We start from the raw sequence: 26,876 nt of genomic DNA, 5'->3' as shown, positions 1-26,876 counted from the left end.
ATAACAAAGACTGCTAACAACTTTATTTAAAATGCTAGCTCTTTTTACAACAATCCGAGAAGCGATCGCCAATTGGTGGTCGGAGTTCACCCTCCAAACCAAGCTTTTGGCTGTCGCCACGTTGGTAGTTTCGTTGGTGATGAGTGGTCTGACCTTCTGGGCTGTAAATACAATCCAGCAGGATGCGCGGATGAACGATACCCGCTTCGGTAGTGACTTAGGGCTGCTGCTGGCTGCCAACGTTGCCCCTCTCGTTGCTGATCAAAATCTCACTGAGGTTGCCCAATTTTCCCAACGTTTCTACAGCAGCACCTCTAGTGTGCGTTACATGCTCTACGCTGATGAAACCGGGAAAATCTATTTTGGCATTCCTTTTTGGGAACCAGAGGTAGAAAATTCCCTCACTATTGAACGGCGGATACAACTGCCAGAAGATTACCCCGGTGAAGGGGATAAACCAATGGTGCGGCAACACATGTCCCCAGATGGGGCTGTCACCGATGTATTTATTCCTCTAATTGTCGATAAAAAATACTTAGGTGTATTGGCGATTGGGATCAATCCTAATCAAGCAGCAGTCATTTCTACAAACTTTACCCGTGATGTGACGATCGCTGTTTTTATCACAATTTGGGTAATGGTAATTTTAGCAGGAGTCATTAACGCTTTAACTATCACTAAGCCGATTAAAGAACTTTTAGTAGGGGTAAAACAAATTGCTACCGGCAACTTCAAGCAACGAATTGACTTACCCCTAGGAGGCGAACTCGGAGAATTAATTTTTAGCTTTAATGAAATGGCAGAACGCCTAGAAAGCTATGAAGAACAAAATATTGAAGAACTGACAGCAGAAAAAGCCAAATTAGAAACCTTGGTTTCCACAATCGCCGATGGTGCTGTCTTGATCGACAATAGTATGCAAGTGATTTTAGTCAACCCCACGGCAAGACGAATTTTTGGCTGGGAAGGTGATGAGGTCGTAGGAAGCAATGTTTTACATAATCTGCCTCCAGCTGTCCAAATTGAAATCACCAATCCTTTATATGAAATGGCCGCTGGCGAATGCGAAAGTGCCGAGTTTCGTATTCATCTAAGTCAACCTACCAAGCGCACGATCCGTATTCTGTTAACCACAGTGCTTAACTTGCAACGGGAAAGTATTAAAGGTATTGCTATAACTGTGCAAGATATCACCCGTGAGGTAGAACTGAACGAGGCCAAAAGCCAATTTATCAGTAACGTTTCTCACGAATTGCGAACGCCTCTGTTTAATATCAAATCCTTTATTGAAACTTTGCATGACTACGGCGAAGACTTGAGTTTAGAACAACGGCAAGATTTCTTGCAGACTGTCAATCATGAAACTGATCGCCTAACTCGCTTAGTTAACGATGTTTTGGATTTATCCAAACTGGAATCAGGTCGCAATTACAACTTCGGTGGGGTGGATTTGGCACAAGCGATCGAACAAACACTGCGTACTTACCAACTCAATGCTAAAGACAAAGGCATTGAATTAATTCAGGAAGTCGCTCCTAATTTACCATTTGTTGTTGGTAATTATGATTTGTTGCTGCAAGTCTTAGCTAATTTAGTTGGCAATGCTTTAAAATTCACCAAGTCAGGTGGTAAAGTAGCGATCTGTACCTACAAATTAGATCCCAAGCCCACTTCTCATACTCTGTCTTCTCAAGTACGGGTAGAAATCTCCGATACTGGTATTGGTATTGCCCCAGAAGATCAACAAGCAATTTTCGACCGCTTTTTCCGTGTAGAAAATCGAGTTCACACTTTAGAAGGTACTGGTTTGGGTCTATCAATTGTCAGAAACATTATGGAAAGGCATCGTAGCGTAGTGCATCTAGTCAGTGAAGTTGGGGTAGGTACGACTTTTTGGTTTGACTTAAACGTTTTTGATGACGAAGCACTACAAAAAGTCGTAGAGCCTAAAGCTGAAGTACCTAAAATTCCTGCAACCTAGTACCGCTGTACATAATTCGTAATACTTTGACTTTGCTCCCCTGCTTCTTCTAGTCAAGATGCCGACAGGGCTATGAGCAAACATAGACATAATAAACCCAGTATTAGCAGTAAAGCTTGATTGCGTTTCATCCAGGCTTTGACAGTTGCACTCAAGTTACTGGTGTAAGGCTGTGATTGCAAATTCAATTGGCTATTGTCAATATTGTCATACAAAGTACAGTCCTTGGCGTATGGACGTTGGGGGAAATTGCAGGTGTTATCAGCATGATAGGTACAGCTTTCACACAGATATTCATCCCCTGTCGCACGGTGCAACGGAATACCGGGATGTCCATAAGCTTTGAGCGTTGTACGACAATATGGACAAGTAATAGCCTGATTATCAACGAGTTGATGGCAGCGAGGACAAGATGTTGTAGCCACAACCTAAGTGTAAATGTAGGTAAACATTATTGATTTTAGCTCTTGTACCAAAAGTGAATTTAATGCCTGGAGCGATTAGCTTGCATCCGGGACATTATACAGTGCATAACTGTAAATTCATTTACAACTCGTATCATTCTGCGGATATGGGGTTTTGTTCTCGAACAGCTTATTGTTAAAAAGCCTGAATCCATTCTTTAACAAAATATTCAGTCCAGATGCCATTTTTCCAATAAGGATCATTCTCAATCAATTGACGCACAGTGGCTTCCTCTGCGGCTTCATAAATGCCGAAAACTTGAGTGACATCTTTGGTAGGGCCAATAGTAATCAGTACACCTGATTCTTTTTGTTTTGCTAAACCGTCTAAATGAGCTTGACGATAAGGGGAACGTTTTTCAAGAACGTCTTCGCAGTAAGTTCCCCACATAATGTATTTAGGCATGGCAATCAATGTAAAAAAGGTGACAACTAACAACTAACTTCTGAGATTAACGCCGAATTTTTCCACCAAAGCTTCACGAACTTTGTTGTGGACTGGTTCAACTTCTGTATCGGTGAGGGTGCGATCGCTGGCGCGATAAATCAGGCGAAAAGCCAAACTCCGCTGTCCTTCTGGCACATTTTCACCACGATATTCATCAAACAATTCTACTGATTCCAGCAAACCCTTACCCGCTTTGGTAATAGATTTTTCGATGTCGGCAACCGAGATTTTTACAGGTGCGAAAAAGGCGATATCGCGATCGCTAGCAGGATAAGTTGAATAAGGTTGGAAGGCAGGAGTGAGGATTTCGTCTTCATCTAAAGAATCTAACAGCACATCTACATCTAGCTGGAACAAATAAACGGAATCTGGTAAACCTTTTTCTAGACGCAATTGCGGATGCAGTTGCCCAAAAATCCCCAGGCTATTGCCCCTCACCCATAGAGAAGCAGTGCGTCCCGGATGCAAGCGGGGATCGCGGCGATCGGGTTGATATTCTACTTGTAAGCCTAATTGTTGAAAGACGCTTTCTAAAATTCCTTTAGCTTCAAACCAGCTCATCTGCTGCTCACGACTGCCTTTTGACCATTTACCAACAGTGCGATTCCCTCCCATAATTCCAGCCAGGGCTTCTGCTTCTTGCAAACCTTCTTCTTCTTGCCAGAAGATTCGCCCTATGTCAAAACCGTTCAGCGAACCGTTACCTTGCTCTAAGTTGTACTGAAAAGCATCAATCAAACCAGAAATTAAATCGGTTCTCAACGCCGAATATTCTGTAAATAATGGGTTACTTAAGACTATTTGTCTGTCTTCTCCTGGCTTTACTAAAGAATAGTGAATTAATTCTGTTAAGCCTTCCGCCCGCAAGTGAGCGCGTAACTTACGGATTAATTCTTGATCTAAAGATAAATAGCCTGCTTCCGACTTTTCTGGGAGAGTATCGCAAAAATTATCATAACCATAAAGACGGGCGATTTCTTCAATCAAATCAATTTCTCGTTCTAAGTCACGGTAGCGATAAGGCGGCACAGCAACATTCCAAGTACCTACACCAAAAGCAGTTAGCTGACATCCTAAAGCTGTTAAAACGCGCTCTACGTCTTGTTCTTTGAGTTCTCCTGTTTCTTCACCTAAATCGACTGGCCCTAGAACTTGATTGACTCGCTCTAAACGCAAAGCAATAGAACGACTCCAAGTAGCAGGATCAGGGCGAGTGTCAGCAATTTCTTGGTGGACAATTACTCCTTGGGCTAATTCACTCATTAACGATAAAGCCCGACGATTGGCTATTTCTAACTCAGCTCTATTAACGCCCCGTTCGTATCTTCCCGAAGCTTCACTTCGCAGTCCCACACTCCGGGAAGAACGGCGAATCGCTACAGAATCAAATAATGCTGCTTCTAAAACTAAGCTTTGAGTATTTTCATGAACTTCGGTTTCTTCGCCACCCATAACGCCCGCTAACGCCACAGGTTTGTCGTTAGCAGTGATTAACAAATTTTGGGTTGTGAGGGTGCGAGTTTGCCCATCTAAAGTTTTGAGAGTTTCCCCAGCGTTGGCAAAGCGCACACCAACAATTAAACTTGCCTCGCCTGTAACAAATTGTAAACGTTCTTTGTCAAAGGCGTGGAGAGGTTGTCCCCATTCCAACAATACATAGTTAGTTATATCTACCACATTATTGATTGGTCGGACTCCAGCTGAGCGCAAGCGCTGTTGCAACCAATCGGGAGATGAAGCGATTTTTAGATCTGTAACTACTGTGCCAATATAAGCAGGGCAAGCTTGTTGATCAGTAATCTTTAAAGTTAAATTTCCGTCATTTTGAGTGATTGATACTTCACTTGGTTCAGGGATGCTTAATTTTTCACCCGTTAAAGCTGCGACTTCTCGCGCTATACCTACCATACTGAGGGCATCAGCACGGTTGGCTGTGGCTGTGACATCTAAAATTACGTCATCTAAATTTAATAGAGGACGCACATCACTACCCAATGGCAGATCTTTTTGGGGAAAAATATAAATCCCATCGATATCAGTGGGTAAACCAAGTTCCTTTAAAGAACAGATCATGCCCTGAGATGGGACACCACGCAGTTTTGCAGGTTTGATTTTTAAATCGATATTTGGTAAATAAGTACCTGTAGTTGCCACTGGCACATAAATATCTGCCCGGACATTGGCAGCACCACAGACAATATTTAAAGTCTCTGCTGCACCGACATCTACTTGGCAAACACTTAATTTATCAGCATTGGGATGGGGTTGACGCTCAAGCACTTTCCCCACAACAACGCCATTTGCCCAAGTGCGGCGATCTTCAATATCTTCTACTTCAAACCCAGCCATTGTCAGAGTTTCGGCTAATTCTTCGGGGCTAAGTTTTATTTCTACTAGTTCCCGCAGCCAATTGAGAGAAATACGCATCTTGTTTGAGGAATCGTCTTTTGCTCTAATTTTAGGGTGTCTGCTAGCAAGCGATCGCAACTTCGCCAGTTCTACCCCTTCACTTGCATAATCCTACTACGTTGCACTTGCGAATCTCTATGCCTATTTTTTAGTTGTTGCTGACGCTGTATCCATTGAAAGCGGCGAGAAACTCTATTCCTTCATGGGTGGTTAAATCAGCGAACAGTAAACAGTGATAACTGGTAACTGATAACTTCTTTCCATGCCCCATACCCGAAAACTTCACCCACAAGTAGATAAAGTTTTTAATTTTTAATTTTTAATTTCGCCTTGTGGTAATAATCTGGAATACCGTGGACGACAGGGGCTTCCCAAGCAAACCTGTCCAGGAGGCATAGAAGTAAAAACACTACTACGAGCGCCAATCACAGCATTAGCTCCAATTTCCACTCCTGGCGCTACGAAACAATCTGCTGCTACCCACGCCCCATTACCAATAATAATACTTGCTGTTTTCAACCCAAATGCAGGGTCTTGGATATCATGACTACCAGTACATAAGTAACTTTTTTGAGATATTACACAATGTTCACCGATGTTAATCTCATCTAGGCTGTATAAAACTACATCATCTCCAATCCAACTGTAGTTGCCAATACTGATTTTCCACGGGTAAGTAAAGCGGGCGGTAGGTCGAATTAATACACCTTTACCAATATGAGCGCCGAATAATCGCAGTAGAAAGCAGCGCAATATACTTAATGGTTGAGGAGTTAAGGGAAAAGCGATCGCCTGCACTAACCACCATAACAAAATATACCAACCTGCACGCCCGCGATCAAACCAGGATTGGTCATACTTACGTAAGTCTACAAAAGGTTTGTCTGTTGTCATTGGTAAGTTGTCAGTTGTCAGTTGTCAGCGATGCACTGAGTTTCGACTGCGCGGCAATCGAGCGAAGTCGAGATTCAACTACCGCTTGTCGAAGTGTTGTCAGTTGTCAGTAGTTATTCTTCTTGCTTCCTCTAGTCCCCTAGTCCCCTAGTCTCCCCTGCCCCTCTGCCCCTCTGCTTCTTACTCCCTGCTTTAACTTACTGTTTGCCCAATTTCTTGAGTTAAAGATGAGGGTACAGACTTAGATGTAGTTGTATTTAATTGACCGCCACAACTGCGTAACTCATACAATTTAACTCCGATTTGATATTCATATTGACTCAGCAAACGTGCATAGATATATCCAGCTTTACCATCTAAAAAACCGCGCTGAATAATGTAGAACAAAACGAATCGCAAAAATGGTTTAAACGGCAAACGCACCCAAACTTTTTTCAAAAAGCGCTTGCGTTGTACTGCATCACCAAACAAATTTGCACCAATGGTTCCGCTGTCGTCTTTACCTGTGAGCAAATTGAAATAAACACGAGCTTCCCAGTTAGAATAACGATTATGTCGTTCTAACCAATGGAAAAGGTCACGAAAATCTTCGTGCAGCATATCATTTTTGAGATATCCGACTTGTCCTGACAAAATAACGTGTTCGTGAACTTCGTTATCTCCAGTATTGGGGATATCTTCGGTATTTAAGTTTTCGTAGCGTCCTTGTTTATGCTTAAATAAACGGAGATTCCAATCGGGATATTTGCCACCGTGGCGAATCCATTTACCTAAGAAAAATACCCGGCGATTGAGGTAATAACCTGTGTATTGATCATTTTGAATTGCCTTGGCGATTTCTTCCCACAATTCGGGAGTAATGCGTTCATCGCAATCTACAATCAGTACCCATTCATTACGAAAAGGTAGATTATCTAAAGACCAATTTTTCTTTTTCGGCCAGCGTCCGTTGAAGTGAAATTGCACAATATTTGCGCCGTAACTTTTAGCTATTTCGGCACTTTTATCAGTACTTTGAGAATCGACGATAAATACTTCATCTGCTCTTTGGACACTCGTGAGACAAGCCGGTAAATTTGCTTGTTCATTCTTTGCAGGAATAAGTACAGAAACTGGGATTTTAGATAACATAATAATTATTATTGATTAAGTAACTAAATGGGCATGGGGCATAGGGCATAGGGCATAGGGCATAGGGTACTTGTACTTAGCGTAGCCGAAGTATGGGGCATGGAGCATGGGGCATGAGGCAGAGGAGATTGAAGAGAATACCTTGAATTTGTACCATAATCCTTCTCCCTTGCTCCCTGCTCCCTGCTCCTTTTCCTCTTGTCTTCCCCTGCCCCTCTGCTTCTTTACTAGCCCCTAATCTCTAGTTCCTAGTCCCTTCTCTTCACAAGACTCTACTGCACATAAATGAGAAGCAGTATATTTCTTATTTGATGTAAACAACAGACCTTGAATAGCTGCATTTAAATAACCTACTTGACCGTAAGCATACACAAGTTTATCAAAGCGCTCTGCTGGGTCAGAAAAATATTGTAATGATTTGTATAAACCACGTATAAATCGTTCGCCACCCCGCTGTAATTGACCCATACCAGCTTTACCCGCTAGTTGTTCGCGATAGCACTCACTGATTCCTTGCCACCAGCCTCGATTTAAAAACCAAGAGCGCTTGAGACGCTCAGGAGCAACATTATGAGCGACTAAAGCTTCTGGAAGATAAGCAACTTGCCAACCCTTTTGTAAGGCAAATTCGGTCATTTGCAGTTCTTCATTCGAGAGCAAGTTTTTCCCGACTCGCCCTAAATGAGGGTCGAAACCACCAATTTGTTCTAGAAAACTGCGGCGTATAGAGTAATTTAAACCTCTAGGAGTTAAACCTGGTTGTTCGATATATGTCGTGCTGTCTCCCAAGTCGTATGCACCCAAATTTGCAGCTAGTCCAGGAGATAACCATCGCGGTTGTTGAATGTCTTGAGGCCATAAAAGGGTGACTTTGCCACCTGCGATCGCTAGTTGAGAGTTATTTTTATAGGCAGAATGCAAAACTTGTAACCAGTGAGTACTAGCTACAGCATCATCATCTAAATAAGCAAGAATTTCAGCCTCGGCAACCTTAGCGCCCGTGTTACGAGCCACAGATAAGCCGAGAGTAGGCTCATAGACATACTTTAACCGAAAATCGCTTGCTCTTTGTTCTACAACTTCGCGGGTGCGATCGCTAGACCCATTATCTACTACTACAACTTCAAAATTAGCTGCAATATCTTGTGCCAAAAGGCTATCAATTGCAGCGCCTAAATAGGTGTCTCGATTGTGAGTACAGATAATGGCAGAAATTTGGGTGTCTGGCATAGGATGGGCTGTAAATTTTATTACGCTACGCGGGTCAGTTGTCAGTTGTTAGTTGTCAGCGATGCACTGAGTTTCGACTACGCGGCAATCGAGCGAAGTCGAGATTCAACTACCGCTTGTCGAAGTGTTGTTTTTGATCTGGTTTAATACCCCCAAAGCGCAAGGAACGTGGTCTTAAAATATTTTTAACTACTAACTACTGACTACTAACTACTGACAAAACTCTACCTACAAGGGGGTAGAGTTTTTATTTTCTAATGACTACTAACCATTGATTAATGACAACATCCAATAATCGCCGACTGCCTGCTAATCTATACCAAAATTTTCCAACCCACCAACCGCGTTTTTTCGGAAATACCCATAAAAACTTCAAGTTTGTTGGATATGACTGTGTAAAACTACTAAAGTTTCAGCCAATTGACTGAGGTGAGACTCTAAGTCTTGTTTGCGGCCTAAAAGTTGACGTAACTTTTGATGACGGGCAATTGCCATACTCACTGTAGGTAACTGCTCTGGTGGACAGGGACGCGACCAAACTTTACCAGAAGTATCCAAACCGCAGAGGCGATAACCAGTCCCAGAAGATTGATAAGATGCTTTGTTGCTAGTCGTGCAAATTTCTTCTACATAGTCCATGAGGCGGTCAACTTCTGCATGGCGCAGTGTTGCTGTTCCTCCCTGTTCTGGTTCTTTAGAATTGGACTCTAACCAACCATTAACAATAGGGCCTTCTAAATAAATATCTTGTATTTGCTGCAAGATTGTTTGTAGCTCTGTTTGCCACCCAGCCACATGTTGTTGAATTTCTTGCAAAATGTTCATTGCTAATGCTGGATTAGCTCCGTGGCGATGGCTACTAAAGGTAGGATTTTTGAACTTTGGTAAGCTGGGTGTTTTGCTACCGCTATCTTGTGCCGGAAATGTTTGTACGGAGGTATGTTGAGGAAATAAACTCTGCTCAGTGGTATGTTCACTTTGGGAGTCTATATCAATATCTAGTGTCTTAATTTCCCCTTCAGATGAGTTATCCACATCCGTTGAACTTTCTGTAGTTCCTACACTAATTCTAAAAGAGAAAGGTCGCTTAGTAGCATCACTGACATCGGTGGAGTCTGTACTACGATGCCCTAAATCGTGTAGAGTTGCTTCAATGCGTTTTATACCTGATTTCATAAAAATAACCTAGATTTGCTGCTCCCATATAGTCTTGGATAATTCTTTATGGGGTTGTTGGGATTTTTAGCTTTTGCCAGTTTCGGCATAAACAATGCTGGTGCTAATTTTATCTCTTAAAAGTTATTTACGCCCAACTATCTCATCCCTGAAATAAAAAATTATATCTAATATTCAGTATTTCGCCAAAATGCCCTGACTCTACAAAGTAAAGTTAGGGAGATTTAAAACTTTGAAAATAAGCCTTAGTGATCTATCGCATTAATTCTGATAGTTCATAGAGATCAGAATCCCCGACTTTTTCAAGAAGTCGGGGATCTCGCAGCCTCACAAACTAGTCTCTAACTCAATTTCTTCTCCACTAATTCATTAGTTAGCTTAGGATCAGCACGTTTGCTAGTCTTTTTCAAAACCTGACCGACGAAGAAGCCTTTAAGGTTGGTATTACCGTTGCGATACTTTTCAAGTTCTTTGGGATTGGCGGCGATCACTTCATCAATGATTGGTTCTAACACACTAGGATCAGTGATTAACTCCTGACCAGCAAACGCTTTCTCAGGAGCGACACCTGTGAGTAAATCGGGCAGTTTTGCTTTCGCTTGAGCATTGCTAATTTTGCCCTTTTCAATTCGAGTAATCACTTCAGCTAAATTGACAGGAGTCAGAGCAATTTCAGTGATAGTAAGTTTTTGCTTGTTGAGGTAGGCAGCGATATCTTGAGTAATCCAATTAGCAGCAGCTTTAGGATTAGCTCCTGCTGCGATCGCAACTTCAAAATATTCGGCTACTGTACAATCTTCTGTCAACACTCGTGCATCATAAGCCGAAAGTCCCAATTCGTTTTCATAATGACGACGTTTTTGGGCTGGCAATTCTGGCAATTGATTACGCCATTGTGCTAGTTGTTCACTAGATACTTCAATTGGTGCTAAATCTGGCTCTGGGAAATAGCGGTAATCACTAGAACCTTCCTTAACCCGCATACTAATTGTACGTTGAGCGCCTTCTTCCCATAGGCGAGTTTCTTGTACAATGCGATCGCCTGCTTCGATGGCGGCGATTTGTCGCTCAATTTCGTGGTCAATCGCTCGTTGAATAGCGCTAAACGAGTTCATGTTTTTAATTTCTACTTTCGTGCCAAATTCCTTTCGTCCCACTGGACGCACAGAAATATTCACATCACAACGCAGAGATCCTTCTTGCATATTGCCATCACTGACACCAAGATAGCGGACGATGCGGCGTAATTCTTCGGCGTATTCAGCAGCTTCTTGTCCGGAACGCAAATCGGGTTCTGAGACAATTTCTACCAATGGTACACCTGCGCGGTTGTAGTCTACCAAAGAATAAGTAGAACCAGACAAGCGATCGCTACCTGCATGTACAAGTTTGCCTGCATCTTCCTCCATGTGCAGCCGCGTGATGCCAATGCGTTTGCGAATCGGATTACCATCAGCATTTACCAACTCAATTTCTAACCATCCATGCTCTGCGATGGGTAAGTCATATTGAGAAATTTGGTAGTTTTTCGGTAAGTCAGGATAAAAATACTGTTTACGGTCAAATTTGCTGTATGGGGCGATTTGACAATTCAGTGCCAACCCAGTTTTAACGGCATATTCCAATACTTTTTGGTTAAGTACAGGCAAAACACCAGGTAAACCCATACACACTGGATCGATGTTAGTATTGGGATCACCACCAAATGCCGTGGAGCTAGTAGAGAAAATTTTGGTATTCGTACTCAGTTGACAATGGGTTTCTAAACCAATAATCGCTTCATACTCAGTTTTGACAGTAGTAGTCGTCATAATAGAACTATCTAGACATAATCTTCTTTAGACTACTATTGTAACGGTGTCCTGAGTTGCCCTGAAAGTTTGCACCTGTTTGGCAACTTCAGCATAGAACCCCTAACGCCCCATGCCCAATACTTCGACTTCGCTCAGTACAAGTGCCTCATGCCCACTTGGCCTGAGCGAAGCCGTTCGACGGAGTCGTTCCCGAAGGGTAGGGATGCCCCACACTACTTAACTATCCCGTTGTTCATAATCGTCAGAAGACATCGGATCTAGTTCCCAGCGATTATCATCACGTCGTTCTAAAACTGTCTCAGTGCGGAGAGAGGCGTTGTCTTTCATTTCCAACCCTACTGCTGCTTCTAAATCTTCAGTGACATTTTGATCAGGAGTATGCGCTGTACCACCCACAGCTTCATCTCCTACTGTGTCGGCATCTTGCCAATAAGCATCTACATCGCCACCGGTGAGTTCTGGACTAGTGTCTGTATATTCGTGTTTTCTTTCTTGTAGCGATCGCCCACCAATATTGTATCCTGGCAGATCTTTTACACCAGTGCCGTAAGATTCGGTAATTTCCTGTGGTAAATCATCAGATTTAACTTCGTCGTGATTATTATTTTCCACCATAATATTTAGCTTTTTCTGCATCCTCACCATAACGTTTTCAACGCAAAAAGTTGTATTGCTGAAGATGTACGACTTTAGAAATAAAAAAATCTATCCCCTGAGAACGAAGCTAGGGTAGCTATTCCAGCATAACCTTATAAGTGTAAATTCACGATCAATCCTGATGTAATTTAAGCTATGAGTTAAAATTTATCAACATTTAACTCTCCCTCAATTCCAACTTTTTAACTCATTGCTATTTTCTTAGTATTTAAATTTAGTAATTTGAAATGTCTAAAAAATCAAGTAGCGAGTCAATTAGTGATTTTGCTCCCTAGAGGTGGAAAATGGAATACGAAGAATTTATTACACATGTACAAAGTCTTGCTCAGTCAAATTCTCGTGAAGAAGCAGAACGCGCTACTCGTGCAACATTAGAAACAATTAAAGAACGTATTGCTGGCAATGAAGCACAAGAATTAGCTGCTAATTTACCCCAGAAGTTAAGCGACTATCTACAAAGCGAAGAGGAAGAGAGTTTTGAATCCTTTAATTTGCAAGAGTTTATTACTCGCGCAAGTCAAAAAGAAAATATAGAACCAACTAACGCTGCTATGCATGTACGGGCTGTTTTTGCTGTGTTGCAAAATGCCATTAAACCCGAAATATTTGCTGCCTTTCACGCTCATTTATCTCACGATTATGAAGAATTGTTTGCTACATCACCAACAAATGAAATGTCTGCTTAGTAAATGTTTAGTAAACAACATAAATATCTAAGTAGGTTCAAATTTAGCTAATTAAATTCCAAAAATAGGTAAAATACATGACCAACCATAACAACTATTCCAGTAATAAAAAAGTTGCTATCCTCATTGAAGATGGAGTAGAAGATATAGAATTTATTATCCCTTCTAATGGGATTAAACAGGCAGGAATGGAGGTAGTTGTCCTCGGTTCCCGTATGAACGAAAAATACAAAGGTAAACGTGGCAAATTGACCACAGAAGCCGATGCCACTGCAACAGAAGCTGTAGTTTCAGAATTTGATGCAGTGATTATTCCTGGCGGTATGGCTCCCGATAAAATGCGGCGAAATCCCAATATGGTGCGTTTTGTGCAAGAGGCAATGCAGCAAGGAAAGTTGGTAGCAGCGGTTTGTCATGGCCCACAACTTTTAATTGAAGGTGACTTACTTACAAATAAGCAAGCTACTGGCTTTAGCGCTATCCGCAAAGACATAATCAATGCGGGTGCAAATTATCTTGACGAACCATTAGTAGTTGATGGCAATTTGATCACCTCTCGTGAACCTGGAGACTTAGCGATTTTTACCACAGCTATTCTCAGCCGCTTAGGTTATGGCGGTAAAGATGCAGCGCTGCCAAATGAAAAAGACATAAGTGCTGAATGGTGGAAATTAGCTGATGCTTGGGGTGGTTCAACCAAAGGCGATATTATCAAAGGATTAAATACTGCTTTGGGCGGTGAGCATTACTCCTTAGAAGCTTTAGAGCAATACGCCCAAAAAGAATCAGATACAGAAATAAAGTCACTCTTTCAAGAGATGATTGCTGACAAAAAACGCCACATTGAACATTTAGAAACCTATCTTCACACACTAGGCGAAAAACCTTCTTTCGCGGCAAATATTGCTAATCAATATGCCAAAGTGAAGTCTGCTTTTACGGGCAGTGATGACATATATCAGTTACGTTGCGCTTTAGGAGATGCACAAACTGGTATTGGCGATATTGGTAATTTGTGTGCAATGTACACCGACCCGGTAGCAACTGCTATTTTCAAAGGAATTTACCAAGATTTGTTGAAATCTGAACAGCGATTGGTAGAGCTATATCGAGCGCGGGTAGCAGTTGGGGCAAAACCTCCCAAACCAACAACAGGTGCGGCTGTATAGACGGGCAAGCATAAAAAGCATACCGCAGGCAACTTGCTTTGCACCCCTGCGGTTATTTGATTGTGATTAGGAGATAAAAAAAGTGGCTTCGACACAGGAAAATAAACTGACTGGTAGTCACAGTGAAGCTAGTGAAACTGAGCGTTGGGCATCTCTCATCGGTGGAGGGGCGCTAGTACTAATGGGTTTAAGACAAGGTTCCTTACGGGGAGTGCTAACTGCTTTAGCTGGCGGCGGTTTGATTTATCAAAGTGCAACAAAACATAGCACGATTCAGCAAGCACAAGAAGCAATGGGTATGAACCAACCTATCAAAGTTGAAAAGACAGTAACGATTAATAAATCGGCAGAGGAACTATATCACTTTTGGCACAACTTTGAAAATTTGCCTACATTCATGAAGCATCTCAAATTTGTGAAGGTATACAACGAGAAACGCTCTCACTGGATTGCTAATGCACCTTTAGGTAATAGTGTCGAATGGGATGCAGATATTTTAGAAGACCGAGAAAATGAGTTTATTTCTTGGGCTTCTGTTGAAGGTGCAGATATTGAAAATTCTGGTTTTGTGCGTTTTCAAAAAGCACCAAAAAACCGGGGTACAGAAGTTAAGGTTGTCTTAGAATATAATCCTCCTGGTGGAGTGCTGGCTTCGGTAATAGCCAAACTTTTTGGTGAAGAACCAGAACAGCAAATCGGTGATGATTTGCGTCGTTTTAAAATGCTGATGGAAGCAGGCGAAATCGCCACTACCGCAGGTCAGTCAATGGGTAAAGGATAAACCCTCAAACTAAGATAATTTTTATCCTGAGTTTGAGCAACTCATTAAAATTTCCTCTGTATCTTTTTAGATAGAGCAAATACATCAACAACAATATATGCGTTTGCTAACACAACTAAATATTTAAACGGCAAACTTGATCCATTCTTGGTGGTTACTCCTCAATTACCACTGAAACAAGTATTTTATGCCTAACAGATGTTTCAACAGAAACAAGACAACTTGATCAAAGTTGTTCTCTAACCATGAAATAGCTCTGAGCTGTTTTTAAATGACACATCGTAAGTAATGAAATCGAGGATAATTATGAAACACGTATTTTCTTGGCTAAAAAATGTTGTTCTACGCCAGGTTGCGATCGCTTTTCTAGTAAGTTTGGCGTTTTTGGGAATGCAAGCTTTCGGCTACGGTAATGGAGTGGTAGCTCAAGCTGATACTGTGAAAACGCCAGAGGGTATTTATTACAAAGGAGTGCCTGATAGTAATGGCACTAACATTGTTGAAAAAGCCAAAGGCAGCTTTAAGCAAAGTGCTGACAATAATGTTAGACAAAATCCTAATAATTATCGCCAGTTTTCTGGTAATACCAATATTGGTGACACTGTAAAAACACCAGAAGGTACTTATTACAAAGGAGTGCCTAATAGTAACGGCACTAATATAATTGAAAAAGCTAAAGACAGCTTACAAGGAACAGCAGAAAATATTAAACAGCAGATGAACATGAACTAACTACTGTACACAGAATTGAAACAATTTTTCTAGTCAACTTGAATCAAAAGTTGAAAATGGGGAAAGTTCAATAACTAAATAATTACTAATTTGTAATGACGCTCCTGTGTAGCTAACGCTTGCGCTCTAAGCGTAACAGGACGTAGCCCATTATCAATTATGAATTAAGTTGACTGAAACTAAAGCAGGATATTAGCGAAATCTCGTTAAAAAATTTGTTATAGGTTTTTTGTTTTTACACAAAAGGCCTATGACTAATCAACAATAACCAGGAATAAGAATCATGAAAGCAGTTTGCTGGTACGGTGAACATGATGTGCGGGTAGAAACAGTTCCAGATCCTAAAATTATCAATCCGCGTGATGCCATTATTAAAATCACCTCTACTGCAATTTGTGGTTCAGATTTACACCTTTATAACGGCTACATTCCTACTATGGAAAAAGGTGATATCCTTGGGCATGAGTTCATGGGGGAAGTTGTTGAACTAGGAAGTGCAGTTAAAAATGTCCAAATAGGCGATCGCGTCGTTGTTCCCTTTACAATATCCTGTGGTAACTGTTTTTTTTGTAATCAAGATTTGTGGTCGCTGTGCGATAACTCTAACCCCAATGCTTGGATGGTAGAAAAGCAAATGGGTCATTCACCATCAGGTCTGTTTGGTTACTCCCACTTATTCGGAGGTTACGCAGGTGGTCAAGCAGAGTATGCACGAGTTCCCTTTGCCGATGTTGGTTTGTTCAAAATTCCCAATGGGCTGACGGATGAGCAAGTATTATTTTTAACTGATATTTTTCCGACTGGCTATATGGCAGCGGAGAACTGCAATATCAAACCCGGTGATATTGTCGCTATTTGGGGTTGTGGCCCAGTTGGACAATTTGCCATTAGAAGTGCATACATGTTAGGCGCAGAACGTGTTATTGCCATTGATAGAGTTCCAGAACGCCTACGTATGGCTAAAGAAGATGGTAAAGCTGAAGTTCTGAATTACGAAGAAATAGATGTTGGGGAAGCGCTCAAAGAAATGACTGGTGGGCGTGGCCCTGATGCTTGTATTGATGCTGTAGGAATGGAAGCACATGGTACTGATTTAATGGCTCTCTATGACCAAGCAAAGCAAGCAGTTCGTTTAGAAACAGACCGCCCCACAGCATTACGGCAGGTGATTGTCTCTTGCAGAAAAGGGGGTCACGTATCAATTCCAGGAGTTTATGGCGGCTTTATTGACAAAGTACCTATGGGTGCTGCCATGAACAAAGGTCTAACTTTGAAAATGGGACAAACCCACGTCCATAAATATTTAAAACCCTTGCTAGAACACATTCAAAATGGCGAAATTGATCCATCGTTTGTTATTACCCATCGCCTACCTCTAGAACAAGCGCCCCACGGCTACCAAATATTTAAAGACAAGAAAGACCATTGCATCAAAGTTGTACTTAAACCATCAAATTAATCATGAGTGATACAAGCGTTAAGAAAATAGACTCTACTAATTCTCCTAAAGGTAAAGAGGGTCAGAAGTATCTAGCATCTGGCAAATCTCTCTCTATGCGTCTTTGGGAAAACGAGCAACCTAGTGAAGATAAGCAGCCAACTACACGGGAATACGAAACAGTTGGTTATGTAATTAATGGCCGTGCAGAATTGCATATTGAAGGGCAAATGGTTTTGCTAGAACCTGGAACTTCTTGGGTAGTACCAAAAGGAGCGAACCATACATACAAAATTCTAGAATCATTCACTGCTGTTGAAGCTACTAGCCCACCTGCTCAAATTCACGGGCGGGACGAAAATTAAGGACTTTTGGTTGATATAGCAAGCAACTTGGTTTTTAAACATGGGCTTGGCTTATTGAGTAAGCCAAGGATGTTTCCACACAAGTTCGATTTCTAGCTCGTAGCACAGGCATTTTGTCTGTGCTATGGCTCATAAAGCAAAATTTGTCCATTAGATTTTAAATGTCAGCAGAGGATAATATTTTTGTAATTCTTATCATTCACTACAATTTTCCTCACTGATTCCACAAGGTTTCCACAAATATTTTACAGGTTTTCCACAGATTTTCTACGAGGTGATCAGCTCTTGCCGTATTATTGGGGATTTTTACTACTAGAGGTTAGAAATAGGAAAGACCGAGTTTTTATTAAGAAAGGTAACAAAAAATAGCCTTAAACCCTGATGTTTGCGTATTAAAATATTTTTTATACATACGTTTTTAACATTTCGCAGCATTGACAAACCCACCCCCTCTTGCCGCACAATGATGCGACTTGCTTCTTTTGTAGTCTGTAAGACAATAGTATAAAGTAATACTAATAAATGTTGGCACAGATTTTTTAGGTAAGTGGTCTCATATTAAATAACTTGTCCCTCTTGATTGACCTCAGAGAAGGAAAATCTCATGAAAGCAACGGTTAGCATCTTTACAGAAATTCCCGAAACCCTTGACGAATCCTTAAAAATTTACTTAGAAAAGCATCCCGATTGGGATCAAAACCGAGTGCTGACAGCAGCATTGTCACTGTTTTTACTACAAAATGGAGACAGCGATCGCCGTGCTGCTCGTGTTTATTTGGAAACTTTGTTCCACCATTGCTAATTAAAATAGCTAAATGTACCAGCACCTAAGAGTGTCTGGTACATATAAACAATGCTATTATGGTTATCATCTATGGGTACGCCATGCTGTGCCTAAAGCATAGGTTTTTAAAGAAAAATATTATGCCTCTCCCCTCAAGATTAAAGGCATGATCAAAGGCATAAACTGTTTGACTTTTGACTTACACCTAGAAATACTAGTAACTTAAGTCAAGAGTCGAGAGTTAATTTATAGTTAAAAACTCTAGACTAGAGACTATAAGACTTAGGGATTGGTTTCTGTTTGGCCGTGAGGAGGACATTCAAACTTATATCCCACGCCACGTACAGTCTGGATTAATGCTGGTTGACTAGCATCAACTTCAATTTTCTTGCGAATTTGGCCGATATGCACATCCACAACCCGCTGGTCGCCTACATATTCATAGTCCCACACCTCTTGAATAAGTTCTGCTCGCCGCCAAACTCGACCAGGATGGCCAGCTAAAAAATGCAACAAATCAAATTCTAGGGCGGTCAATAGCACTGGTTGGTTATTTAGTGATACTTCCCGTCGTACTGGATCAATCGTCAACTTGTCAAATACTAGGCGTTTTTGTTCGGCGGTAGTCACAACCCGCTGCCGCCTCAAAATAGCTCCTACTCTGACTTCTAACTCTCCCAAACCAAAAGGTTTGGTGAGATAGTCGTCAGCACCTTTAGCAAAGCCACGAATCTTGTCAGCCTCATCTGCACGACTAGTGAGCATGAGTACAAAAACACCATTCCGACTTTGCATTTCTTGACAGAGGTTAAACCCAATGACATCTGGCAAATTTACATCTAAAATCACCAAATCCGGGTTAAATTGCTCAAATAGCGCTAAGGCTGACTTACCATCCTCAGCAGATTCTACTTGATAGCTCTGTTTAATCAAAAAGCGTTGAATTAAGTTCCGAACCGCAGGGTCGTCATCAACTACAAGAATCTTGGCGGGAGCCATGACCATCACTTTGCACAAAAATTCGTAAGATTAACAAGAGAATTGCGTAAAAACGCATTTGATACTTGGGGGTTATTTAAAAATCTACAAGAGCTAAGAACGAATTTCCTGATTATTCAAAATAATAGTGTAATCAGGATTCTGAACAACGAAAGCCAAGAATTTCGGTAGTTATCCCCACACTCAAGTGAAGGTACTGTAATTGTTAACTTGATGTCCAGTCACCATATATTCGGAACATTAGCCACAGTAGTTTACTAAACTAGGACAGGTTCCTATCCGAAGTACCTGTTGATTTAAAACTTTTCAATTCTAAATCTATATGCGGATCGATACCACTGAACAATTATGAGGATAATTTATAAAAATTTCCTCAAGAAATACTAAGTTACTAAATTTGTACCAAAAAAGCTAATTTTTCCATGAAAAATGCGTTTTAGGTATACTCAGTTCAAATTCTAGAGTAAAGCCCTCGCTTGTCAACGACATGAGGGGATACACGGAGTTCTGGCAATATGTTAAAGTGGCTGTAGTTAAAATTCCCAAGTCAATCTAACTAACCCGTGCTACCATTCGTGGTAGAGCATGAATATTGGGTCGGTACGTTTTTAGTTTCGATCCTGATAAAATCTAAATTTGTTTTTCCTTAAGTAAAAAATTGCCACTGACTAAGGCTAAAGTATAAACTCCCATGAGCGATCAAAATCCCTACGAAAAACTTGGGGTATCAGAAGATGCTAGCTTCGATGAAATTCAAGATGCTCGCAATCGCCTAATGGAGCAGTACGGTGGCGATTCCAAGAGTCTAGAACTCATCGAGACTGCTTACGATGCGATTTTAATGGAGCGTTTACGGATGCGTCAGGAAGGTAAAATAAAAGTACCTGAACGCATTCGGTTTCCAGAACTACGAGTACAATCGCCTGTTAAAGAAACTCCAACCCCCCGTGAACAGTCGCCAGCGTGGCTGCAACGAATGCTGGATCAACCAACGCCCACAGATGTACTATTGCCTGGAGCTTGGTACTTGGGTTTAAGTTCTATTAGTATCTTTTATCCAACTACAGGCGATCAAGTTTTGCAGTTGGTGTTAGTGGTAGGAGTAGGAATTAGTATTTACTTTCTTAATCGTAAAGAAGGTAAGTTCGGTAGAGCAGTTTTACTTACACTCGTTGCACTCATAATGGGTTTGATTATCGGGGGGCTATTTGCTAATTGGTTCTTACCACAAACGCAATTTGTCAGTTTGACTTCAAATCAGTTTTCTACAGTACTGACATTTATATTGTTGTGGTTAGTTAGTAGCTTTCTGCGTTAGATTCCTTAGTCTTATAGATTGAGAAACTGCTAAGTTGTACAAAAACTGCCCAAGAGTGTGTCTAAATTTTTCAAAAACCAACTCAGTAATATTTAAAATCTCCTGTCCCCCTTTCCTGTCTGGTAAGGGGGTTTTTGATTGGTAGTTAAATTGATGTACTAGGGTCTAAGATGAAATCTACAGCAGAGTTTAAATCTTTAACAATTAAGTCTGGGTGGTAAAGTTCTAATTGAGCGCGATCGCGGATACCAGACTCCACACCCATGACTTTAATACCGTGTTTTTTCGCAGCAGTAATATCAGCTTCTGTATCCCCCACCATCCAAGTATCAGCTGCGGGGGGTAGTTCTGCTAATGCTCTAGCCATTAACAAAGGTTTATCTTCAATATCACGAGTTTTAACATAGTCATTGCTGAGGCAATAACAGCGATTTTCGGGGAAAAATCTGCCTAAGTCGTGTTTTTTAAAGGCATAATCTAATTCCCTAACCCGACGCATTGTCATCACTGCTAAATCGATGCCAGCTTGTTGAATTTTTAATAGTGCATCGACAGCACCCGGTAATAAATTGTCATACTCAAAATAAGGTTCTGTATGCACTGTTTGTCGCCGCAACTGAGCAAATTCTTGGGCTTGCGCTGCGTCTAAACCAGAATTTAAAGCAATTTGTTTTTCAGGAATCCGCGATCGCTTCATTTGCCAAAATTCAGCTTTAGAAAGTTGTTGCACTACTTGACCTGGACGCTGTGTTTTCTCCAAACAAAATTGGTAAACATGGTAGTAACGCTCAGAAACATCAATAATAGGGCCGTCGAAGTCAGTAATTAATCTTAGCATCGGCGGAAAATGTTAATTTTTATTAAAATTATCTCAGTTGTGTGACTATTTTTCGAGAGGCAAATTGTACCTAAATTTCAGCTTGGCATTTTTTCTGTCAGCTTTTTTTTAAGAAAGTATCGACAATAACCTACTTTTTTACTTGTCAGTCTTTTAACGCAGAGTACCGCGTTTAATTTGTTCGCTTTCAATGGCTTCAAACAAGGCGCGAAAGTTACCTTCTCCAAAGCCTTGAGCTTGATAACGACGTTCAATAAATTCAAAGAAAAAGGTCGGCTCTCCAAAGATGGGTTGAGTAAAAATTTGTAGTAGCAGTGCGTTTTGGACATCTTCTTGCCAATCTACCAAAATTTCTTGTTGGGCGATCGCCTTTAGTTCTAGGGGTGTCAATGGTAGTCCTGGGCGCTGTTGCAGTCGCGAGTAGTAAGTTTGAGGAACTGAGAGCAAAGATAAACCAGAAGCCCGAAATTGAGCGATCGCATCGATGAGATTAGACATCCGCAGGGCGATATGTTGAATACCTGCCCCTTGGTTAACATCTAAGAACTCTTGAATTTGAGAATTTTGAGAAGCTGGTTCATTAATTGGCAATTGGACGCTGCCATTGTGAGAAACCATTACTTGGCTGTGCAAAGCAGAGCGATCGGTTTGAATTTTAAATGTTTGCTGGGGTTGAAAATCGAGAATTTTTTCATACCAAGCAACAGCATGTTCTAATTCACCAACTGCCACATTTAGCACTATATGATCTATGGCGATAAAGTTGCTATCTGTTGCCACTTGCAATTGATCATTAACCACTGGCTTTTCAATCAGTGTATGAGTCAATCCACCCCAAGCGGCAATTTTGCCGCACTTAACAGAAGCACCATGCATTTGCCGTTCTTGAATAGGTTGGATGATTGTAGCACCGTATGCTTGTGCTAGGGCGATCGCAGCTTCCACATCTTCAACTGCAAAAGCAACATCGGCTACACCGGGTGGGTGTTGACTCAAAAACTCAGCCACTGGACTTGTAGGTAAGAGTGGTGAAGATAACAAAAAGTAAACAACACCATTTTTGACCGCTTCAGTACAAGTGTGAAATGAACTGATGCCACTGGCTACAGGTTTAAACCCAAGATGGTGTATAAACCAATCTCGCCATGCTTTGGCATCTTTTACATAAAAGTGAACATGATCAATTTTCATAATTCCCGAAAATCCAGCACCAAAGCTTATCTATCTTTAAATTCTGCCTCTTTTGCTAGATTATCAATTCCTTCATAAGCAATAATTGTCTAGATGCACTCAAGCGTCCTTCAAACTAGAAAAACATAATTGGCAAGTTAAGGATGAATTAATGCTAGCGATCGCACCAACAACGACAACGACTTTATCCTGCATCTTTCCATTTACATTTTTTTACATACTCTCTTGAGTATATACCTGTATGGGTGGACTAAAAAACGGACTGAGTTTTAGTTTAAAACCACTTATTATACTTTTTTAGTATTCTGAAATTTCCAAGAATCACAAAACTGCAAAAATTTAAGACTCTTCATTACTTGTTATGCTAAACATGCTTAAAACCCTTGCTGTGCAAAAATGATAGTCGTTAACCTTAGTGTTTACAAAAGTAATTACATACCTTTTTTCCTGCGATGCACTGAGCGTAGCCGAAGTGTTCCCCGTTAAGAGTTCCCTGTTCTCTCCCTACGCAAATATGTTCATTAATCAAATCGGATTCCTCTGGTATTGACCCTAACACTCAGCAATTTCTACAAAGACTAAGTAATCTAGCATTATTGATTAGTTCTTATTATTACTTTCGCTAATGAAAAGCTCAGGTTAGTTACGGTTATAAAAGCCAGCATTGGGATAAATTAAGAACAAAAAATATTCTGTTATCAAGCTAATAAGCTGATTAATAAGTTAAAAAAGCATTAAAGTATAAGAGATTATGAATATTATCTAGAAATCTAGCGGCGCTAGGCTGGAGATTTCTTCCTTTGCATCTGAAGTTTTAGTGAAGATTCTTACAGTAAACAGATTTTATGACTGAATTTTTCCAGAATTTTTTTTCTAGTCAATTTATTCCTCATGGACATTGCTACCTCTGGAAACCGGAACTAGTCTGGTTACATATCATTTCCGATTCGCTAATTGCACTGGCTTATTATTCAATTCCAGCGATGTTGTTCTATTTTGTCCGCCAACGAAGAGATGTGCCTTTTGACTGGATTTTTCTTTTGTTTGGCTTATTCATCGTTGCTTGCGGTACAACACATTTGCTGGAAGTATGGACACTGTGGCATCCCACATATTGGCTATCAGGATTGATTAAAACTATCACCGCTTTTGTTTCTATATATACAGCTTTAGAATTGATGTCATTAACTCCCCAGGCACTTGCTCTACCTAGCCCTGTCCAATTAGAGGCTGCAAACTGCCAATTAGCCAAAGAAGTTGCTCAACGCAAACGAACTGAGGAGGTTCTTAGAGAAAGTGAACAGCGCTGGCAGTTAGCTTTACGCGGTAATAATGATGGTATTTGGGACTGGAACCTTAAAACTAATGAAGTGTTCTTTTCAACTCGTTGGAAGCAAATGCTTGGTTATGAAGAACAGGAGATTTCTAATCATTTAGATGAATGGTCAAAACGAGTGCATCCAGATGATCTTGAGTGTGCGACACAAGCAATTGAAGATCACTTTGCTAAAGCTACATCGTTTTACACTAATGAGCATCGAGTTTTATGTAAAGACGGCTCTTATAAGTGGATTTTGGATCGGGGTCAGGCATTGTGGGATGAGAATGGGAAAGTAATACGGATGGTAGGCTCGCACACTGATATTACAGAACGTAAGCAAGCAGAAGAAGCATTAAGTAGCCTACTCAACCAATTAGAAACCATAGTTGAGCAGCGAACCGCAGAACTAACCAAAATCAACGAATCTCTAGAGAGTGAAATCATTCATCGTCAGCAAATAGAAGAAGCATTACGGGAAAGTGAACAGCGTTTTCGCGCTACATTTCATCAAGCTGCTGTTGGTATTGCCCATGTAGAAACAAATGGAGCTTGGTCATTAGTTAACCAGAGGCTTTGTGAGATTGTTGGTTACACACTCCAGGAACTACGATTACTAACTTTCCAAGATATTACTCATCCAGATGATCTTGACACTGATTTGAAATACATGGAACAGATGTTAGCAGGTGATATTCAAACTTATTCTATGGAAAAACGCTATTTCCGAAAAGATGGTTCTATTGTTTGGATTAATCTTACTGCTTCTTTAGTGCGGGAAATTTCTGGTTTACCAAAGTATTTTATTGCCGTTGTTGAAGACATTAGTGAACGGCAAGCTGCACTACGCGATCGCCAGATATCACAAGAGCGCCTCCAAGCTTCTCTTTTAGAAAAAGAAGTCCTTTTAAAGGAAGTTTACCATCGTGTAAAAAACAATTTACAGGTTATTTCTAGTCTCCTTAGTTTGCAATCTGACTATATTCAAGAGCAACAATATGTGGAAATATTTAAACAAAGTCAGCGGCGGATTGCATCAATGGCTTTGGTTCACGAAAAAATGTATGGCTCACAAGATTTAGCAAAAATTAATTTCGGTGAATATGTTCAAGATTTAGTAGCCATTTTATGGGCTTCATACGAATTAAATGAAGATGCTATTACTCTGAATATAAATATAGATGAGCATATTTTACTAGGCTTAGATACGGCAGTTCCTTGTGGATTAATTATCCATGAGCTTGTTTCTAATTCATTAAAACATGCCTTTCCTAAAGGGAGAAAAGGTGAAATAAAAGTTGAAATTAAACAAGTTTATAAAAATAACATTTTATTCAAAGTGAGTGATAATGGAGTTGGTTTACCATCAAATTTTAGTTTTGACAATACAGCTTCATTAGGTTGGCAGTTAGTAGATGCTTTAGTAACCCAAATTAATGGAAATCTAAATATTAAAAGTGAGAAAGGATCGGAGTTTCAAATCCTATTCTCAGTATAAAATAATCATCTAAAGAGGAAAATATGAGTTCTGCCAATACTAATATTTTAGTCGTAGAAGACGAAGCTATTGTAGCTAAACATCTACTAAATAAACTCAAAAAATTTGGTTATAGAGTTATTGCAACGGTTTCTTCTGGACAAGAAGCAATTAATAAAGCACTAGAATCTCGTCCAGATTTAGTATTAATGGATATTCGCTTAAAAGGTCAAATTGACGGTGTGGAAGCTGCTCAAGAGATTCGTAAGCATTTGGATATACCTATAATTTATCTCACTGCTTATGCTGATGAAAATACTGTAGAAAGAGCAAAAAATACAGATCCATTTGGCTATTTACTCAAGCCTTTTAAAGAAAAAGAACTACAAACTAATATCGAAATAGCACTCACAAAACATCAACTAGAAAGACAATTAAAATCTAGCCAAAAATGGTTGTCTACCCTGCTTAAAAGTATCAATGATGGTGTGATCGCGAGTGATATACAAGAGTTAATAACTTTCATGAATCCTGTAGCGGAAAGTTTGACAGGATGGAAACAAGAAGAAGCTTACGGCAAAAAATCTTCAGAGGTAATCAATATTACCAATGCAGAAACTCGTAATTCTATCGAAAGCCCTATAAAACAAGTTCTACAAGATGGTCATAGTTTTAGATTACCCAGAGAAACAATTTTGATTTCTAAAAATGGTACAGAAATACCAATCGATGATAGTGCTGCACCAATTAAAGATGACCAAGAAAATATCACGGGTGCAGTATTGATATTTCGAGACATTACTGAGATTAAAAATGCTGTTGAAGCTCGTCAAAAGCAAATTGAACAAGAACAACTTGTAGCACAATTAGAAGCAGTAAATCAGCTTAAAAGTGAATTTTTAAATTTAGTTTCCCACGAACTGCGATCGCCTCTCAGTAATATGAAGATGATCATTCAAATGTTACAGATTTCTCCTGACCCAGAGGAAAGTCAGCGTTATCTAGAACTTTTGGAAACTGAGTGCGATCGCGAAATGGAACTGATTAATGATTTACTAGATTTACAACGTTTAGAAACTTTATCTCATCTGCTTATTAACCCTGAAATCTTACTTTTACAAAAATTGTTACCTTGGGTAATTGAGCCATTTCAAGTCCGTTTTCAAGAATATCAGCAAACTCTACAACTTAATCTCCCAGCAAATTTGCCATCGCTGTTTTCAGACCGCCCAAGCTTAGAACGCATATTGACAGAATTGCTCCATAATGCTAGTAAATATACTCCTATTAGTGGTGAAATCATCGTAAGTGTATGTCATAACTTTTCTGAAACACCCGCATCAACCATCATTACTATTAGTAATTCAGCAGAAATCGCAGCAGCAGCACTACCACGAATTTTTGATAAATTCTATCGTATTCCTAACGCAGACCTCCGAAAACAGGGTGGTACAGGCTTGGGACTAGCCATAGTAAAAAAGTTAGTAGAACAATTGCAAGGAAGTATTCAAGTAGAAAGTAGTGAAGGATGGACGACGTTTACCCTCAAATTAAATGATTTTATTACCTGATTTAA

23 protein-coding genes and 1 pseudogene are annotated in these 26,876 nt (G+C 40.3%); 12 read left to right on the top strand and 12 right to left on the bottom strand.

The window, feature by feature from the left end:
• Window positions 1-31: 31 nt before the first annotated feature.
• On the top strand, window positions 32-1,981 hold the full coding sequence (gene nblS / locus QI031_RS09695) for a two-component system sensor histidine kinase NblS (protein ID WP_281484969.1): 1,950 nt from the start codon (window positions 32-34) through the stop codon (window positions 1,979-1,981).
• A gap of 53 nt (window positions 1,982-2,034) precedes the next feature.
• On the opposite strand, the gene QI031_RS09690 is transcribed toward nblS, so the two are convergent.
• From QI031_RS09690 to QI031_RS09650, 9 genes are all read right to left on the bottom strand, one after another.
• Window positions 2,035-2,406 (bottom strand): zinc ribbon domain-containing protein, encoded by a 372-nt coding sequence (locus tag QI031_RS09690; RefSeq protein WP_281484968.1) that lies wholly within the window; start codon window positions 2,404-2,406, stop codon window positions 2,035-2,037.
• A gap of 175 nt (window positions 2,407-2,581) precedes the next feature.
• Complete coding sequence (locus tag QI031_RS09685) at window positions 2,582-2,851, bottom strand: YciI family protein (protein ID WP_281484967.1); 270 nt, start codon at window positions 2,849-2,851, stop codon at window positions 2,582-2,584.
• Between the two features lie 33 nt (window positions 2,852-2,884).
• A complete protein-coding gene (gene pheT, locus QI031_RS09680; RefSeq protein ID WP_281484966.1) occupies window positions 2,885-5,320 on the bottom strand; it encodes a phenylalanine--tRNA ligase subunit beta in 2,436 nt (811 codons plus the stop codon).
• Between the two features lie 294 nt (window positions 5,321-5,614).
• A complete protein-coding gene (gene hpsU / locus QI031_RS09675) occupies window positions 5,615-6,196 on the bottom strand; it encodes a hormogonium polysaccharide biosynthesis acetyltransferase HpsU (protein ID WP_281484965.1) in 582 nt (193 codons plus the stop codon).
• A 192-nt stretch (window positions 6,197-6,388) separates the two neighbouring features.
• Entirely contained in the window at window positions 6,389-7,327 is a 939-nt protein-coding gene (locus QI031_RS09670; RefSeq protein WP_281484964.1) for a glycosyltransferase family 2 protein, read from the bottom strand.
• A gap of 234 nt (window positions 7,328-7,561) precedes the next feature.
• On the bottom strand, window positions 7,562-8,557 hold the full coding sequence (locus tag QI031_RS09665) for a glycosyltransferase family 2 protein (protein WP_281484963.1): 996 nt from the start codon (window positions 8,555-8,557) through the stop codon (window positions 7,562-7,564).
• Between the two features lie 372 nt (window positions 8,558-8,929).
• Window positions 8,930-9,733, bottom strand: a complete 804-nt coding sequence (locus QI031_RS09660; RefSeq protein WP_281484962.1) for a hypothetical protein — start codon at window positions 9,731-9,733, stop codon at window positions 8,930-8,932.
• A 341-nt stretch (window positions 9,734-10,074) separates the two neighbouring features.
• Window positions 10,075-11,547: an Asp-tRNA(Asn)/Glu-tRNA(Gln) amidotransferase subunit GatB gene (gatB, locus tag QI031_RS09655; protein WP_281485977.1), complete on the bottom strand. Its 1,473-nt coding sequence runs from the start codon at window positions 11,545-11,547 to the stop codon at window positions 10,075-10,077.
• A gap of 216 nt (window positions 11,548-11,763) precedes the next feature.
• Entirely contained in the window at window positions 11,764-12,162 is a 399-nt protein-coding gene (locus tag QI031_RS09650) for a DUF6335 family protein (protein ID WP_281485976.1), read from the bottom strand.
• 326 nt (window positions 12,163-12,488) lie between these two features.
• Between QI031_RS09650 and QI031_RS09645 the strand changes: the two genes are divergently transcribed.
• The 7 genes from QI031_RS09645 (at window position 12,489) to QI031_RS09615 (ending at window position 18,177) form a co-directional block, all read left to right on the top strand.
• Window positions 12,489-12,890, top strand: coding sequence for a DUF2267 domain-containing protein (locus tag QI031_RS09645; RefSeq protein ID WP_281484961.1), 402 nt, complete (start codon window positions 12,489-12,491; stop codon window positions 12,888-12,890).
• Window positions 12,891-12,967: 77 nt separating this feature from the next.
• Entirely contained in the window at window positions 12,968-14,059 is a 1,092-nt protein-coding gene (locus QI031_RS09640; protein WP_281484960.1) for a DJ-1/PfpI/YhbO family deglycase/protease, read from the top strand.
• Between the two features lie 82 nt (window positions 14,060-14,141).
• Window positions 14,142-14,840, top strand: coding sequence for an SRPBCC family protein (locus QI031_RS09635; protein WP_281484959.1), 699 nt, complete (start codon window positions 14,142-14,144; stop codon window positions 14,838-14,840).
• 306 nt (window positions 14,841-15,146) lie between these two features.
• Window positions 15,147-15,572 (top strand): hypothetical protein, encoded by a 426-nt coding sequence (locus QI031_RS09630; RefSeq protein WP_281484958.1) that lies wholly within the window; start codon window positions 15,147-15,149, stop codon window positions 15,570-15,572.
• 283 nt (window positions 15,573-15,855) lie between these two features.
• On the top strand, window positions 15,856-17,031 hold the full coding sequence (locus tag QI031_RS09625; protein ID WP_281484957.1) for a zinc-dependent alcohol dehydrogenase: 1,176 nt from the start codon (window positions 15,856-15,858) through the stop codon (window positions 17,029-17,031).
• A 2-nt stretch (window positions 17,032-17,033) separates the two neighbouring features.
• Complete coding sequence (locus QI031_RS09620; RefSeq protein ID WP_281484956.1) at window positions 17,034-17,375, top strand: cupin domain-containing protein; 342 nt, start codon at window positions 17,034-17,036, stop codon at window positions 17,373-17,375.
• 604 nt (window positions 17,376-17,979) lie between these two features.
• On the top strand, window positions 17,980-18,177 hold the full coding sequence (locus QI031_RS09615) for a DUF2811 domain-containing protein (RefSeq protein WP_281484955.1): 198 nt from the start codon (window positions 17,980-17,982) through the stop codon (window positions 18,175-18,177).
• Between the two features lie 264 nt (window positions 18,178-18,441).
• Here the strand turns inward: QI031_RS09615 and QI031_RS09610 are convergent, their stop codons facing one another.
• Window positions 18,442-19,158, bottom strand: coding sequence for a response regulator transcription factor (locus QI031_RS09610; protein ID WP_281484954.1), 717 nt, complete (start codon window positions 19,156-19,158; stop codon window positions 18,442-18,444).
• Between the two features lie 691 nt (window positions 19,159-19,849).
• Between QI031_RS09610 and QI031_RS09605 the strand changes: the two genes are divergently transcribed.
• Entirely contained in the window at window positions 19,850-20,476 is a 627-nt protein-coding gene (locus QI031_RS09605; RefSeq protein ID WP_281484953.1) for a CPP1-like family protein, read from the top strand.
• 145 nt (window positions 20,477-20,621) lie between these two features.
• On the opposite strand, the gene QI031_RS09600 is transcribed toward QI031_RS09605, so the two are convergent.
• Both QI031_RS09600 and hppD read right to left on the bottom strand, forming a co-directional pair.
• Window positions 20,622-21,314, bottom strand: a complete 693-nt coding sequence (locus tag QI031_RS09600) for an HAD family hydrolase (protein ID WP_281484952.1) — start codon at window positions 21,312-21,314, stop codon at window positions 20,622-20,624.
• A 153-nt stretch (window positions 21,315-21,467) separates the two neighbouring features.
• Window positions 21,468-22,505, bottom strand: coding sequence for a 4-hydroxyphenylpyruvate dioxygenase (gene hppD / locus QI031_RS09595; RefSeq protein ID WP_281484951.1), 1,038 nt, complete (start codon window positions 22,503-22,505; stop codon window positions 21,468-21,470).
• A gap of 845 nt (window positions 22,506-23,350) precedes the next feature.
• Between hppD and QI031_RS31565 the strand changes: the two are divergent.
• The 3 genes and pseudogenes from QI031_RS31565 to QI031_RS09585 form a co-directional block, all read left to right on the top strand.
• A pseudogene (locus QI031_RS31565) lies at window positions 23,351-24,181 on the top strand (PAS domain-containing protein); the annotation flags it as partial.
• A gap of 27 nt (window positions 24,182-24,208) precedes the next feature.
• Window positions 24,209-25,321 carry a PAS domain S-box protein gene (locus QI031_RS31560; RefSeq protein WP_425526029.1) on the top strand — a complete coding sequence of 371 codons (1,113 nt, stop codon included), beginning with the start codon at window positions 24,209-24,211 and terminating at the stop codon, window positions 25,319-25,321.
• Window positions 25,322-25,344: 23 nt separating this feature from the next.
• Window positions 25,345-26,871 carry a hybrid sensor histidine kinase/response regulator gene (locus tag QI031_RS09585; RefSeq protein ID WP_281484949.1) on the top strand — a complete coding sequence of 509 codons (1,527 nt, stop codon included), beginning with the start codon at window positions 25,345-25,347 and terminating at the stop codon, window positions 26,869-26,871.
• The last annotated feature ends 5 nt before the right edge of the window (window positions 26,872-26,876 follow it).

Source organism: Halotia branconii CENA392 (assembly GCF_029953635.1).
GTDB lineage: Bacteria > Cyanobacteriota > Cyanobacteriia > Cyanobacteriales > Nostocaceae > Halotia > Halotia branconii.
Note: the sequence above shows the minus strand (reverse complement) of the source record. Positions and strands in the feature narration are given on the sequence as shown.